The sequence below is a fragment of the Abyssibacter profundi genome (assembly GCF_003151135.1).
Classification (GTDB): Bacteria; Pseudomonadota; Gammaproteobacteria; order Nevskiales; family OUC007; genus Abyssibacter; species Abyssibacter profundi.
This window is the reverse complement of sequence record NZ_QEQK01000003.1, coordinates 163,292-178,274: the sequence shown is the minus strand read 5'-3', so window position 1 is coordinate 178,274 and position 14,983 is coordinate 163,292. Positions and strand designations below refer to the sequence as shown.

At 63.6% G+C, this 14,983-nt stretch carries 13 protein-coding genes; 5 read left to right on the top strand and 8 right to left on the bottom strand.

Going from position 1 to position 14,983, the window contains the following annotated elements; translation table 11 throughout:
• Positions 1–14: 14 nt before the first annotated feature.
• The 6 genes from DEH80_RS04015 to DEH80_RS03990 form a co-directional block, all read right to left on the bottom strand.
• Positions 15–473, bottom strand: a complete 459-nt coding sequence (locus DEH80_RS04015; RefSeq protein WP_109719186.1) for a tellurite resistance TerB family protein — start codon at positions 471–473, stop codon at positions 15–17.
• Complete coding sequence (locus DEH80_RS04010; protein WP_109719185.1) at positions 473–1,183, bottom strand: hypothetical protein; 711 nt, start codon at positions 1,181–1,183, stop codon at positions 473–475. Before DEH80_RS04010 ends, DEH80_RS04015 begins: the two co-directional genes overlap by 1 nt.
• Before the next feature lie 75 nt (positions 1,184–1,258).
• Positions 1,259–1,897 carry an alpha/beta hydrolase gene (locus DEH80_RS04005; protein WP_109719184.1) on the bottom strand — a complete coding sequence of 213 codons (639 nt, stop codon included), beginning with the start codon at positions 1,895–1,897 and terminating at the stop codon, positions 1,259–1,261.
• Positions 1,894–3,798 carry a cation:proton antiporter gene (locus DEH80_RS04000; protein ID WP_109719303.1) on the bottom strand — a complete coding sequence of 635 codons (1,905 nt, stop codon included), beginning with the start codon at positions 3,796–3,798 and terminating at the stop codon, positions 1,894–1,896. The genes DEH80_RS04005 and DEH80_RS04000 overlap by 4 nt, the downstream gene beginning before the upstream one ends.
• 218 nt (positions 3,799–4,016) lie before the next feature.
• Positions 4,017–4,688, bottom strand: coding sequence for a TIGR04211 family SH3 domain-containing protein (locus DEH80_RS03995; protein ID WP_165831280.1), 672 nt, complete (start codon positions 4,686–4,688; stop codon positions 4,017–4,019).
• A 101-nt stretch (positions 4,689–4,789) separates the two neighbouring features.
• Entirely contained in the window at positions 4,790–6,172 is a 1,383-nt protein-coding gene (locus tag DEH80_RS03990; protein ID WP_109719182.1) for a hypothetical protein, read from the bottom strand.
• Positions 6,173–6,385: 213 nt separating this feature from the next.
• On the opposite strand from DEH80_RS03990, the gene DEH80_RS03985 reads away from it, so the two are divergent.
• Positions 6,386–6,835 carry a hypothetical protein gene (locus tag DEH80_RS03985; protein WP_133249108.1) on the top strand — a complete coding sequence of 150 codons (450 nt, stop codon included), beginning with the start codon at positions 6,386–6,388 and terminating at the stop codon, positions 6,833–6,835.
• Between the two features lie 69 nt (positions 6,836–6,904).
• Positions 6,905–7,711 carry a TatD family hydrolase gene (locus tag DEH80_RS03980; RefSeq protein ID WP_109719180.1) on the top strand — a complete coding sequence of 269 codons (807 nt, stop codon included), beginning with the start codon at positions 6,905–6,907 and terminating at the stop codon, positions 7,709–7,711.
• Here the strand turns inward: DEH80_RS03980 and lptG are convergent.
• On the bottom strand, positions 7,701–8,777 hold the full coding sequence (gene lptG, locus DEH80_RS03975) for an LPS export ABC transporter permease LptG (RefSeq protein ID WP_109719179.1): 1,077 nt from the start codon (positions 8,775–8,777) through the stop codon (positions 7,701–7,703). The two genes, DEH80_RS03980 and lptG, sit on opposite strands and share 11 nt — an antisense overlap.
• A complete protein-coding gene (gene lptF, locus DEH80_RS03970; RefSeq protein WP_109719178.1) occupies positions 8,774–9,868 on the bottom strand; it encodes an LPS export ABC transporter permease LptF in 1,095 nt (364 codons plus the stop codon). The genes lptG and lptF overlap by 4 nt, the downstream gene beginning before the upstream one ends.
• A gap of 222 nt (positions 9,869–10,090) precedes the next feature.
• Between lptF and DEH80_RS03965 the strand changes: the two genes are divergently transcribed.
• From DEH80_RS03965 to DEH80_RS03955, 3 genes are all read left to right on the top strand, one after another.
• Positions 10,091–11,611 (top strand): leucyl aminopeptidase, encoded by a 1,521-nt coding sequence (locus DEH80_RS03965; protein WP_109719177.1) that lies wholly within the window; start codon positions 10,091–10,093, stop codon positions 11,609–11,611.
• Between the two features lie 90 nt (positions 11,612–11,701).
• Positions 11,702–12,208, top strand: coding sequence for a DNA polymerase III subunit chi (locus tag DEH80_RS03960; RefSeq protein ID WP_207774455.1), 507 nt, complete (start codon positions 11,702–11,704; stop codon positions 12,206–12,208).
• Entirely contained in the window at positions 12,201–14,981 is a 2,781-nt protein-coding gene (locus DEH80_RS03955) for a valine--tRNA ligase (protein ID WP_109719175.1), read from the top strand. The genes DEH80_RS03960 and DEH80_RS03955 overlap by 8 nt, the downstream gene beginning before the upstream one ends.
• The last annotated feature ends 2 nt before the right edge of the window (positions 14,982–14,983 follow it).

Here is a 14,983-nt window from a genome sequence, read left to right as displayed (position 1 = left end):
AATTGCGCTGAGGCCTAGTCCGGCGCCACCGCCAACTTACGCTGTATCCAATCCCGATGCGGGATGTGCAGCAGATCCGAAAACCGCCGCATGAGGTGCTCCTCATGCTTGTCCAGTTCGCCGTCGGCATAGGCCACGCGCCACAGCTGCGTCAGCACGTCGAGCTTGTCAGCGTAGGACAGCGATTCGTTCATGGTGGCAACAAACCGATGCAGGGAGATGGCCTCATCTGCCCGTTGTGTCGCCGCATCCATCAGGCGCTTGACCTGTGTCGAGTCCAGCCCGAAGGCGCTGCGCAGTTCGTGCTCGACCGCGCGGCGTTCCACCGCGTCTTCCGAAAAGTCCGCGCGGGCCACTTCGACCATCAGGACCGCGGCGGCGAGCTGAACGTCATCCAGATCCGCCGAAGCGTCTTGCTGTTCAGCTGGCGTCGAAAACAGTTTCGACGCCAGCTGCTTGAGTGCAGACGGCATTAGAAGCCGAATGCGACCCGCAGGTTGAACGAGGAGTTGTCACCGATCTGCTCGGCCTCAGCCGTGATCTTAAGCAGCGCCAGCGACAGCTTCACGCCACCGAATACACGGTCCAGGTCGTAGTCCTCATCCGAAAAACCGGCGACATCCGTCGTCACCTCGGAATCAACGCGGCCATAACCGACATACGGCGTGGCCAGCAGGAAGCCCTTGGAGACCGACACATCGTAGGACAGCGACTCGACCTCGATATCGTCCTCGCCGGTTGCAGACTGATACCCCACGCGCAGCGACACGGCGGGAATGGCCACGTTGCCGGAAACGAAGGAGTAGCGCGCCTCGCCGCCCAGCAGGGTGACATCGGTGCCGGGCACCAGACCCAGCTGTGCACCCACCTCGACGTTGATCAGCGGGATGCCCTTACTGGCCACCAGATTCACAAAGCCCAGGCCGCTGGGGTCTTCTCCGACCAGATCCTGCCAATCGTCACCGTTCTCGACCGTGGTGTAGCTGATCATGCCGCCGACATCGAAGCCCAGCAGGCCCTTGGTCTCGGCCGGGCTGGCCGAGCGGTAGGCGAAAGCCGCGGCCAAGTCTTCCCCAACACCGCGGAAGTCAGACTGATCTCCCCCGGTGAAGTCCAGATCAACCGCCATCGCAGATGCGGGCAGCAAACCCAGACAGGCTGCCGCGATCACTCGTTTCGACATTGCGTTGCACTCGTGTTGGAAAAAGGCCGCTGGAGAATAGCAAACCCTTCGGACTATCCGTTGACGGCTGCCCGGTTAGAGTGCGGACCAGCGCTCATCCAGCACCGCCGACACCCGGCGCCGCAGGTCAGTCAGATGCCCATGAAAAAAGTGCCCGACCTCCGGCAACCAGACCTGGTCCGGTGTGGTTTGCAAGGTTTCGAGGATGTGGCGATTACCCTGTGCTGGCACGACATCGTCGGCTTCTCCATGGATATAAAACCAGGGACAGCCCGGCGCCGGCAGGTCGCCAAGTGCGGAGTACGACAGCGCCGGCGCGACGGTAATCAGCTGCTCTGCATCACTGCGGGCCGCCGCGTGCAGGCTAATCCAGCCCCCGAAAGAGAATCCAGCAACCAGCAGCGGCTCGCCCGGGCCAAACAGCTCGCGTGCATGCGCAATCGCCGCCAAGGCATCATCCAGCTCTCCGGCGCCGCCATCGTGGAGACCTTCGCTGTCGCCAACACCACGGAAATTGAATCGCACCGACGCCAGACCCTGCTGCTCGCTCGCGCGGGCCAGGGTATACGCCACCTTATTGTCGAGCGTGCCGCCATACAGCGGATGCGGATGACAAATGACGGCGACGCCCCTGCGATCCCCCTCCGGCTCGCCCAACGCCACCTCCAACGCGCCGACTGCCCCCTCAATGGTGTAGCGCTTGGGGTCGGTCATGATGAGGTCAACGCGTCATCCGCCGGATCGGCGCTTAGCACGTCGTTGCCGGTCTGCTTGCGCTCCTCTGCCCGGCTACGGGCTTCGGACTCAGCCGCACCGGGCTTCTTCGGCGCGTAATAAACCACCGTTTCACCTGCCTTGGGCTTAATCGGCGCGTGCGGAGCATGGAAGGTGAGCCGCTTGCCCTCGCGGACCACACCAATGCAAATCGACTCGTCCGGCAGGTCGGCCAGAAAATCGTCGTAGGTGAAGGCATCGGTGATCTTGGTCTTATAGAACTTCCAGTTCTGGAAATGCCGGCGCCAAAGTTCTTCGTACTGGGCGTTATCCGCGAAGGCCGGAATACCGGTAAATGGTCGCGCCACCGCCTTGCTTTTCTGACGATTGCCCTCGTCCGGCGCATACATGGGCAACTGGAACACACGATCATGCTCCAAGCGACCGGCAAAGTTGCGGCAGACCAGGGCGTTGTAGGCGTCGTTACTGGTCGCTGCAAGCACGACATTGACGCCGTTGAGCTGCAGGGATAGCTGCAGTTCGTCGGACAGGATCTCTCCGTAAATCACGTTGACACCTGCCAGCCGTGCTTCACGTAGACGGTGCCAGGACGAGTCCACCAGCAACACGGACAGATTGAGTTCCTTGGACAGCGACTCGGCCAGCTCGGTCGTCCACGGGGATGCGCCGACAATAAGCACACCGTCATCCGGCGTCGCCAAATCCAGGCGCTTGGCCAGCCAGCTGATCGTAAAGCCGTGCAGGGTGACCGTGGACAGCACCATGGCGAACACCAGCGGCAGCAACAACTCGGCGTCCTCGTAACCCGCGTCAAGCATCTCCGGGCCGAACAGGCCAGCCACGGCCGCCGCCACGATCCCTCGAGGGGCAATCCAACTCAACAGCAGCCGCTCATTCCACTTCATGTCGGCGCCGATGGTCGCCAGCAGAATCGCCAGCGGCCGCACAATGATCAGCATGGAGGCCACCAATGCGATGGCATGCCAATCCAGGTGCGAGATGGTCACCGGATCCAGATCCGCCGTCAGGAGCACAAACACCGAGGAGACCAGCAAGATGGTGATGTACTCCTTGAACCGCCGCATCTCCTCGAAGTTCGGCAGCTCCAAGTTGCCCAGCACCATCCCCATCAGCGTGACCGCCAGCAGGCCCGCCTCGTGCTGAACCATGTTGCTGGCTGCAAAGACGACCAACACGCCCGCCAGCATGACCGGTGCCTTGAGGTACTCGGGCACGTAGGCATTGCGGAATGCCCAACCGATTAACAAGGCGGCGCCGCCACCGATCAACACGGCAGCCACCGAACCGATGCCCAGAGAGATCAGCACCGAATCCAGCGGGTCGCCCCCACCGGAGTACACGAAGAATTGGAAGATCAGCACGGCGGCCAGCGCGCCGATGGGATCGTTGATGATCCCTTCCCATTTCAGGTAGCTGGCCGTGCGGCGATTGAGCCGTGCCTGGCGCAGCAGCGGGATAATCACCGTCGGACCGGTCACCACCATGATGGCGCCAAATACGAGGGCCACGGGCCAGTCCAGATCGCCAATGCCCTTGGCCGCCAAGCTGCCCAGCCCGAAGGCGAATATCGCCCCGATACTGACCAGCCGCTTAACGCCTGAGGCCGCCTCTTTGAATTCGTGCAGACGCAGCGTCAGCCCGCCCTCGAACAGGATGACGGCAACACAGAGGCTGACCACCGGACGATAAACGTCACCCAGATCAACACTGGGTCGCACCCACCCGAAAACAGGTCCGACAATGACGCCAGCAATCAGGAACAGGACAATGGCCGGCAGGCGTAGGCGCCAGGCAACCCACTGCGCGATAACGCCCAGCGAGACCACCAGCACGAGTACATTCAGTAGGTCGTGAGTCATGAATTCGACATGGTCGCCAACGGCGGGCGGCACCCGGTTATAGCACAGCCGCCGACGCTGGCAGGAAAGGAATGATTGAGTTTGCTTGCTGGCACGACGACCGGATCAGCGCAGACCTGCGGCAATCGTCCGACACCGGTCAGGATGTTAGCCCGAGGCATGCCGGACAGGCTGAACAAGACAGGCTGCCCGCAGCCCCGAACGCCTGACGGCGGCGGCTAGCCGAGGCCTTCCCAGCCGGATTTGCGACGACGCAGATGGGGCGCCAGCAGGCCGACCGCCAACCCGAGAAACGCGATGGCAGCGCCGGTGATCCAGTTGTCGCGCAGACTTTGCTCGGCGCGTAACTCCATGCCGAGTCGATCCCGCTCTTGCTCCAGCGTCCGGACCTCCTCGACGAGCTGCTCGTTGCGACGCTGAATTTCCATCGGCCTGGCCGCCGCTGAAGACACCCGACGCAGCTCGGTTTGCAAATCAGCCACCTGCGTCTCCAGCCCAGAAATCTGGGCACGCATGTCGGCGTTGGCCGACTCGACAGCTTCCAGCTCCGCCACGGCCTCGGCGGCTTTTTGCTCTGCCGCCGTCTGCGCCTGTCGCGCGGCGGCCAGCTGTTCCCGCGCCGCGGGCTGGTTCTGCAGGTAGCGCGTCAGCACCCAACCCTCAGTGCCGGAGGCCGTCCGCACCTGGGTGTAGCCCGACGCCTCATCCCGACCAAGCACCTCCACCCGCGTGCCACTGTCCAACATGGCCCGGATGCCGAATTGGGTTCCCTGCCCCCGTCGCAGCGTAATCTCGAGTTGATCGCTGACATACGCCGTCTCGGCCGTGGCGACGGTCGGCACCATCATCGCCAGTGAAAACAGAGACAGCAGGATTACTCGATGAGCCACAGATTCCTCCATGAAGCGTGACGTAGGGCGGCATGAACGCGGCCGCGGAGTCTATCAAAGCGCCTGCTTCGACCGGAGTCCGCTCGTTTTGATCCCCACATCTATCGCCCGTCATCCACCAGCAGCGTGGCCATAAGATCCGGATCATCAAAATGCCGCGTCCCGACAAATGCCGTTGCATGCCGCCCCCAGATCCGCATTGCGCCGGGAGACAGCACGCCGCTGGGCCACAGATACCAGCGCTCGGGGCGCGCCGAAGCCGTGACCAGGCCCCGGGCGTCAAACAACGAGCGGCTGCGACCTGACGGGGTCGGCATGGCTAGCAAGGCGTTGTAGTCGGCCAGCGGTAATGCCTGCCCGGTGGCGGGACGCTCCGCAACCGGCCGCACGTCGACCAGCATGTGGTCGACCGCGCGCAGCGCCAACTCGACCCGAGCCTGCCCAGCGACCACTTCTGGAAGCAGCGGCGGTTCGTCCAACCCCGGCGCCGCTGCGACGGCGTCGGGCGGAAAAACCAGATGGTAACAACCGCAAGAATGGATGCTGTCACGCATCCGAACCCGGCCCTTGGCGTCGAGCATGACCCGCCAAACTACCCCGTCCAGCGCGCCGGCGTAGGGGTCGACGCTAGATACCGGTGCCCGGCCGGCAAACCAGACGGTGAAGACCAGCTGCCAGATCGCCGCACCCCGATCGCGGCCTGGCAACAACTGAACATGCAGGACCGGCCGCGACACATCGAACGCCAGGTCCTCTCGCCACACTGGCTGCCCTGGCCGATCTGCAGAGGAAGCCATCTGTACGCGCAGACGGGGCGCGTGTTGTCTTAGCCAAACCTCGAACTGATCAAGAGAAGGCGGCGCAAGCCCCGGCAGGACAGGCGCCTGAGCCAGCACGCGTTGCGCCACCTCGCGGCTGACCTGAGGCTGCCACCGCGACCATGCAGCCTGATCCGGGCGCGGCCCGTAGTCTGCGAGAAACTGTTGCTGCCAGGCCCGCACCCCGGCACGCAGCCCGAACCGGCTCAGCGGGTAGACCCCCAGCATGCGCTGCCAGGTGACGTACTCCGAATCGAAACGGGCGCTTTGCCGCCATGCCTGCCACTGCGACTCGTCGGAGACCGCCGGCAACTGCTGTTTCGCGCAGCGCTGCATGTCCGCCATCAGGGCCGGGGCGCCGGCATTACGCAACTCGGCCCGCCAGACAGTCTGGCCAAGTGTCGCGGCCGCCTGCAGCCATTGGGATCGCTCCTCGTCCGTCCGGACGGGCCAGTCGGCCCAACCGCGCAGAACACGAAACCACGGTGCACCGGCCAAGGGCTGGCCGTATGCAGAGGCCACATCGGCCTGTCGGATCAATCGGGCGTAGCGATCCGCAACCCTGTGACAAGACAGCGCGGTCGAAACGCCCGCCAGCGCAAAGGATTCTGTCGACGGCGCCGGGGAAACACAGCCCGCGCTGGTCAGCGCACTGAGCAGCACCATGCCAATCCAGCCCAGGCCCCGCTTGTCGCACCGAAAACGGGCGTCTATAGTCAGCCGACGGTGCGCACAGGGAGTGTTGCGCCTGAATTTCACATTGAACGGAATGCGGAGACAAACATGCGTCGCCACACTTTAGCAGCAATGTTGTTGGGACTTGCGGCTTCGGCCCCGGCAGCCGCGGGCAGTTACGGACACGCCTCGCCGGAGGGCCTCATGTTCTTGGAAATGGGCTTCGGTGACGCATCGGCCCAGCCGCTCGTGCAGAAACTGCGGTATGGATTCCAGTTCGACGTGGCCCACGGCTTTGAGCAGATCGAACGGCCGAAGATGCTGCGCATGGAGTTCAACGGCAACCAGATGGCACCGATGGGCATGAACCGCCTCGAAGTCGGTGGCGTCAACGTGCTAACGACACATTATCGACTGAACGCGGCCGGAGCATTCGAAGGCTACTCCGTGATCGACTTTGGCCTGCTGGCTGTCGGCATCGCCGGGCTAGCTGCCATCGGCACCGAAGTGTTCGACACCGAAGAAACCGAAGAGGTCGACACCCCAGATGACGGCGGTGATGGCGGCGACGGGGGTGATGGTGGCGACGGCGGCGACGGCGGTGATCCGTCCGATCCGGTCTGTGACCTCGTGCCTCTGCCCGGCTGCCCGTAGTTCACAACCGCGCCATCGCGCCCACTGCGGCCCGGCTCTCGCCGGGCCGCAGTCGTTTAGGACGCCCGCATGATCGATATCGGTGCCAACCTGGCAGACGACAGCTTTGACCTTGACCGGGCCGCGGTACTGGAACGCGCCTGGGCCGCCGGCATCCAGCACATCGTGCTCACCGGCTCCTCGCAGAGGAGCAATCGTCGCGTGCAGGAGATCCGAGCGCTGGCACCGCAGCGGCTATCCGCCACGGCCGGCCTGCACCCGCATTACGCCGCGCAGTGGACAGCGGCCCTGGACGAAGATATTCGCAGCCTCGCGGAACGGAACCGCCTGGTCGCCGTCGGAGAATGCGGCCTGGATTACTTTCGCGACCTGTCGGACCGCGGCGACCAGCGCAAGGCCTTTGTTGAGCAGTTACAGATCGCAGTGGACTCGCAGCTGCCGGTGTTTCTTCACCAACGGGATGCGCACAGCGATTTCGTCGCCATCATTCGTGAGTACCGACCGCAGCTGGCTGACTGCGTGGTGCATTGCTTCACCGACACCGCCGAAGCGCTGGACGCGTATCTGGCACTGGACTGCCACATTGGCATCACCGGCTGGATTTGCGACGAGCGGCGCGGCACGCACCTGCTGGACTGCGTCCACCGCATCCCTGCGGACCGACTCATGGTCGAAACGGATGCACCCTACCTGTTACCCAGAACCCTGCGGCCCCGGCCCAAGTCTCGGCGCAACGAGCCCATGCATCTGCCGCGAGTGCTCGAAACCCTGGCGCAAGCGCGTGGCGAACCCATCGAGGCGCTTGCCACCACGACGACGCAGACCGCACAGCGGTTCTTCCGCCTGCCCGGACCGTTGGACGACGCTACCGCATAGAGCGCAGGCGCAGGCCCACAAGCGCGGCCACGGTCAGTGTTGGGAGAAAGGCCGTGAGCGCCGGCGACAGCCCGTAGATCAGCCCGGTGCTGGACGTCACCTCGTTGACGAGGTAGAACCCCACTCCGAACAGCACGCCGACAAATAATCGCTGACCTGCACCGCCCTGGCGCAGTGACCCGATGACAAAAGGTACGGCCACCAACATCATGACGATGACCGTGATGGGTGCCGCCAACTTGCGCCAGAACGCCAGCGCAGAGCTCTCGGCGTCCAACCCATTGCGGTCCAGATACTCCACATAGCGCCAAAGCCCCCAAACCGACAGGCTCTCGGCCTCGAGGACGAACAGGCGTAGAACATCCGGTGTCAGCTCGGGCGTCAGGTCCGTTGGCCAGGGTTCGACTTCACGTTGCTCCACCGCCACGGCATCAGGCCCGAACTCGGTTCGGCGCACACCCTGAAATGCCCAGTGATCGTCCTCATAGCGGGCGGTGTCAATAGCAATCGCCGCATCCAGGCTGCCGTCATCGGCCAGACGGAATAACTCCACCTGTCGGATTTCGCGTTCGTTGACCAATTCGCCAATAAACACGAAATGGCGACCATCACGCAGCCAAACCCCATCCTTGCTCCCGCGCGCACTCTCGCCGTAGCGGGCGACACTGCGAATTTCATCCGCCAAGGGCGTCGTGACGGGAACGAGGAACTCCCCCAATGAAAAAGCAAACCCGCCAACGATAATACCCGCCTTGGCCACGCCCCATGCCAGCCGGGTCACCGACACGCCAGCTGCGCGCATGGCCACCAGTTCTGCGTTTGCGGCGAGCGCGCCCAGGCCCATCAAGGTTCCCAATAAGGCGATCACCGGAAACATGATGTAGACCGTCTCCGGAATCTGCAGCGCCACGTACTGGAGAATGGCGCCGATGCCGTACTGGCCACGGCCCAGGTCCTCGAGTTCCGTCACAAAGGTGATGAACGTCGAAATGGCCAGCAACGCGGCCCCGACCACCAGCGTCAGCGTGAACACCGACTGTCGCAGATAGGCATCGATGCGCCTCATGCCCGCCGCCTCCCGGGCCAGCGCACCCGACCGTCGCGGTACAGATAAAGCCAGACCACGGCTAGCGCCACGAGGGCATGGACCCACCACATTCCGAGCCAAGCGGGTATCAGCCCCTTGCCAACCCAGGCCTGCGCCACACCCAGCACGTTGACGTACACAATGTAGGCACCGATGCCCAGAATCAGCTTGGCATATCGACCCTGACGCGGTGAGGTATGCGCCAGCGGCACGGCCAACAACGCCAGGAGTAACACGGTGATCGGCGAGGACGCGCGCCACTGTAATTCGGCAATGTCCTCAGGCTGTCCTGATGCCACCAGATCGGCGGTCGCGGCGATCTTCCGTTTGCCCACCTCATACACAAAACTGGGCGCGGGGAAGCGAAACCCGTTTTCGGCAAAACTCAGTACTCGGAAGGCGGCCTGACCCGGTTCGCCTTCGTAGCGATAGCCATGACGCAATGCGAGCGTGCGATCCCCAGAATCGGCATCCACGGCCTCCTGGCCTTCTGCCGCCATCAATACGCCGGCGCGCGCATCACCGTAGCTGCGCACAAAAATCTGCTCCATGGTGCCTTCCGCCGCATCCCTGCGCTCGACGTAGAAGACGGCAGGAACACCCGGAATCGTCCGGAATTGGCCGGCCTCGAACGCCGAGAATGCCAACTCCTGCTGGGCCTGCTTGATCAGAAAGTCAGCGGTACGCCCCGCCCAGGGCGAGAGCGCAAAACTGAGAATTGCCGTAATCGCAGCCAGGGCAATCCCCAAGCGGATAAACGGTCGGTACAGCGTCGCCATACTGACGCCACAGGCGGCCACCGCAGCCATTTCGCTGTCTCGATACAGCCGGCCAAGAGCCAGCATCACCGCCAGTAGCAGCGAGACCGGGATCAAGATCACCAGATACTGCACGCTGGACAGTGCCACGACCTGAAGCAGCAAGGTTTCAGGCAATTCCCCGCTGGCAGCCAGGCCGAGAAAGCGAGCAAACCGCGTCGACAGCATGATCGCCAGCAACACCAGCGTGACGGCCAACCAGGTCAGCCCGGCTTCGCGAAAAAGGTAGCGATCGAGAATCAGGGGGCGCATGGCCGCACCCCCTGAGTTGTGAAATAGATGTTCAAAAACCGCTCGGGATGAAAAAAATGACAAACCGCCTAGAATGGGCGCCCCCGGCGAAAGTGCCGGACTTCAACGAATGCTCGCCAGACCGATGCCCGGAGGCTCGGCCTGGCACATCAGCGGACCGCTCCCATGCAGAGCGTTGCCGTCTGTTCGTGTCAGTTTAATACCAAGGAGAAAGGACGACACATGGAATACTTTGTCAAGAGCGGCCACCCGGAGAAACAGCGCGTCGGCTGCGTGGTCGTGGGCATCTTCGAACGCCGCAAGACCTCGAACGCCGCCGGTACGCTGGACCATGTCAGCGCGGGCGCGATTGGCAGTGTCATGCGTCGTGGGGACATGGACGGCAAACTGGGCCAGACCCTGATGCTGCATAACCTGCCCAACATGTTTGCTGACCGCGTGCTGCTGGTTGGCATGGGTAAGGAACGCGATCTGGACGACGCCGGTTTCCGCAAGGCCTGCGAGGTCGCGGCCAAGTCAGTCAAGCAGTCAGGCGCAAAGGATGCGGTGAGCTATTTGACACATGCCGGTGTCAAGGGCCGATCCCATGGCTGGAAGGTCAAGCAGGCGGCGCTGGTCACCGAGGCCACCTTCTACGAATTCAATGAGTGCCGTGGCGAGGACGCACGCGCGGGGCTGGAGGCCCCGAAGATCGAACGCATGACCTTCGATGTGCCCCGTCGCAGCGACCTGGAAGAAGGCGAGGCCGGACTGAATGACGCACTGGGCATTGCCCGAGGCGTCGACACGGCCAAGCGCCTGGGCGACCTGCCGGGCAACATCTGCACCCCCACCTACCTGGCAGAACGGGCCGAGCAGCTGGCCAAGGACTACAGCAGCATCAAGACCAAGGTGCTGGAAGAGGCCGATATGGAAGCCCTGGGCATGGGCGCGCTGCTGTCCGTCTCCCGGGGCAGCCGGCAGCCGGCCAAGCTGATCATCATGGAGCACATGAAAGGCCCCAAGGATCAGAAACCGGTCATCTTCGTGGGCAAAGGTCTGACCTTCGACGCCGGCGGAATCAGCATCAAGCCGGGGCCCAAGATGGACGAGATGAAGTACGACATGTGCGGCGGTGCCTCCGTGTTCGGCGCCATGCATGCCATCGCCGAACTCGACCTGCCCATGAATGTTGTCGGCATCGTGCCCAGCTCGGAGAATCTGCCCGACGGCGATGCCAACAAACCCGGCGACATCGTGACCAGCATGGCCGGCATCACCATCGAGGTGCTCAACACCGATGCCGAAGGCCGGCTGATTCTCTGCGACGCCCTGACCTACGCCGAGCGTAACTACGATGCCGACGTCATCGTCGACATGGCCACGCTCACGGGTGCCTGCGTGGTCGCGCTGGGCGCGCATGCCACGGGGCTGTTCTCCAATCAGCCGTCGCTGGCTAAGGCGTTGTTGTCGGCTGGCGAGTCGATTTACGACCGCGCCTGGGAGATGCCGCTGTGGGAGGACTACCAGCAGCAGCTCAAGAGCCCCTTCGCCGACGTCGCCAATATCGGCGGGCCGGGCGCTGGCGCCATCACCGCGGCCAGCTTCCTGCACCGCTTCATGCGCAAGCAGAAATGGGCACATCTGGACATCGCCGGCACGGCCTGGACGAGTGGTGGCAGCAGCAAGGGCGCCACTGGCCGTCCGGTCGGTCTGTTGGTGCAGTTCCTCCTGGACCGCCTGGAGAAGCAGAAAGCCGCCTGATCGATCCAAGACCCAGGGGTTTGCGATCAAGGCCGGCGGCCTAGCTGCCGGCCTTGTCGTTTGCGCCAGCGCCCGGTCACGACCCGCCGCATGACGCCATCCCGGCGCTGCGCTACCCTACCGGGTTCTCGCGATGCCGGAGACGCCGGCGACGCCGTAGCTAACGCCTGCATGACCCGTATCGGCTTCTACATTTTGCGAGCCTCAGAGCCGCACGCTTTTGTCTGCCGGCTATGTCAGCAGTTACTGCGACGCGGTCAGCAGGTGTATGTGCATGCCATGGATGCGCAGCAGGTCCGGCGCATCGACGAAGCGCTCTGGACCGAGCGCCCCGAGAGTTTTATTCCGCATGACGTACTGGGCGCGGGTGAGGATGCGCAAACACCTATCCTCATTGGCCAAACCGAGCCGCCCGAGCACCATGCAGACATCCTGATCAATCTCGCGCCCGACGTGCCGCTGTTCTTCAGCCGCTTCGCGCGCGTGGCTGAAATCATTCCTTCCCATGACAGCCTGAAAGCCGCCGGTCGGACACGGTTCCAGTTCTACCGTGACCGGGGCTATCAGCTCGACACCTACCAAGACGTTGATGGATAAGACCTACGACCCGTCCGAGATCGAACCCCGTTGGTACCAGACCTGGGAGTCTGCCGGCGACTTTGCCGCACAGCTCAACGAAGACCGGGCGGCGTACTGCATCGTCATCCCGCCGCCCAATGTCACCGGCAGCCTGCACATGGGGCACGCGTTTCAGCACACCATCATGGACGCGCTGACCCGCTACCACCGCATGCGCGGCGACAACACCCTGTGGCAACCGGGCACCGATCACGCCGGCATTGCCACGCAAATGGTGGTCGAACGCCGTCTGGCCGCCGAAGGCACCTCGCGCCATGACCTGGGCCGGGAGGCCTTTGTCGACAAGATCTGGGACTGGAAGGCGGAGTCCGGCGGCAACATCACCCGTCAGATGCGACGCATGGGCAGCTCGGTGGACTGGTCGCGCGAACGCTTCACCATGGACGAGGGCCTGTCCAAGGCCGTCACCGAAGTCTTCGTCCGACTCTACGACGAGGGCCTGATCTATCGGGGCAAGCGCCTGGTCAACTGGGACCCTGTCCTCAAGACAGCCGTCTCCGACCTGGAGGTCGAGTCCAGCGAGGAACAGGGGCACCTCTGGCATCTGCGTTACCCCCGCAGCGATGGGCAGGGGCATGTCATCGTTGCCACCACACGCCCTGAAACCCTGCTGGGCGACAGCGCCGTGGCGGTGCATCCTGAAGACGCCCGTTACCAGGACCTCATTGGCCAGACGCTGGAACTGCCACTGACCGGCCGGCAGATTCCAGTTATTGCGGATGACTACGTCGATCCGGAGTTCGGTACCGGCTGCGTCAAGATCACGCCGGCGCATGACTTTAATGACTACGCCATGGGCCAGCGGCACGATTTGCCGCTACGCAATATTTTTGACGATGACGCCTGCATTAACGATGAGGCGCCAGCCGCCTATCGCGGCCTGCCACGTTTCGAGGCGCGCAAGCGCATCGTCGCCGACCTCGAAGCTGCGGGGCTGCTGGAGCGCATCGACGACCACACCCTCATGGTGCCGCGCGGCGACCGCACCGGTGAAGTGCTGGAGCCCTATCTGACCGACCAGTGGTTCGTGAAGACCGGGCCCCTGGCCGAGCCCGCCATCGAAGCGGTGGAATCGGGTCAGATCCGCTTCGTACCGGACAACTGGAAGAACACCTACTTCCAGTGGATGCGCAACATCGAGGACTGGTGCATCAGCCGCCAGCTGTGGTGGGGGCACCGCGTGCCGGCCTGGTATGACGACCAGGGTCGCATCGTCGTCGGTCGAGACGAAACCGAAGCACGCCAGCGCTGGCAGGAACAGTTTGGCGGCGAGGCACCGCAGCTGCGTCAGGACCCCGACGTCCTGGACACCTGGTTCTCATCTGCGCTGTGGCCGTTCTCGACCCTGGGCTGGCCCGACAAAACGCCGGAGATGCAGGCGTTCTACCCCACCGCCGTGCTGGTCACCGGCTTTGACATCATCTTTTTCTGGGTTGCCCGGATGATCATGATGGGGCTGAAGTTCGCCGGCGACGTGCCCTTCCGTGACGTCTATATCACCGGCCTGATTCGCGACGCAGAGGGTCAGAAGCAGTCGAAATCCAAGGGCAACGTCATCGACCCGGTCGACCTGATCGACGGAATCGACCTGGAATCGCTGGTCGCCAAGCGAACCGCCGGGTTGATGCAGCCCAAGAAGGCGCGCGCCATCGAAAAGGCCACGCGCAAGGACTACCCCGAGGGCATTCCAGCCTTTGGCACCGACGCCGTGCGCTTCACATTCGCGGCGCTGGCCTCGACCGGCCGCGACATCCGCTTCGACCTGGGTCGCGTCGGCGGCTATCGCAATTTCTGCAACAAGCTGTGGAATGCGGCGCGCTACGTGCTGATGAACACGGAAGACCAGGACACCGGGCTGGACTCCCACGCAGATGTCACGCTGTCAGCGGCTGATCGATGGATTATCTCCCGACTCCAGGCCACCGAGGCCACGGTCTCCCAGCATCTGGATGCCTATCGCTTCGACCTGGCCGCCCAGGCCTTGTACGACTTCACCTGGAACGAGTACTGCGACTGGTATCTCGAACTGTCCAAGCCGGTGCTGACCGGCGATGCCGATGCGGCCGCACAACGCGGCACGCGCCGCACACTGGTGCGGGTGCTGGAGGCATTGCTACGCCTGTTACACCCGCTGATGCCCTTTATCACCGAAGAAATTTGGCAGAAGGTCGCACCGCTGGCAGGTGCGACCGGCCGGTCCATCGCCTTGGCCCCCTGGCCAACCGCCGACAGCGACAAGCGCGACGAGGCCGCTGAGGCGGACGTGCAATGGCTCCAGGACTTCATCCTCGGCGTGCGACGCATTCGCGGTGAAATGGACATCGCTCCCAGCAAGCCGATTCCGGTGCTGCTGGAGCATGCCTCGCAAGCTGACATCGAGCGCCTGAGCCGATTCGAGCCACTCATCGCCTTCCTCGCGCGGACGGAATCCGTGACCGTGCTGACCGAGGGGGAGCAGGCACCGGAAGCCGCCATGTCGCTGCTGGGTAGCATGCGAATTCTCGTGCCCATGGCTGGGCTGATCGATAAGGACGCGGAATTGGCCCGACTGGAGAAGCAGATCGCCCAGTCCGAGGGCGACGTCAAGCGCTCAGAGGCCAAGCTGGGCAACGAGCGGTTCGTCGCCCGGGCCCCGGAAGCGGTCGTGAATCAGGAGCGCGAGCGCCTGGAACAGCACCGACAAACCCTGGCCGAACTCAAGAGCCAGCGGGAACGGATCGCGGCCTTGTAGGT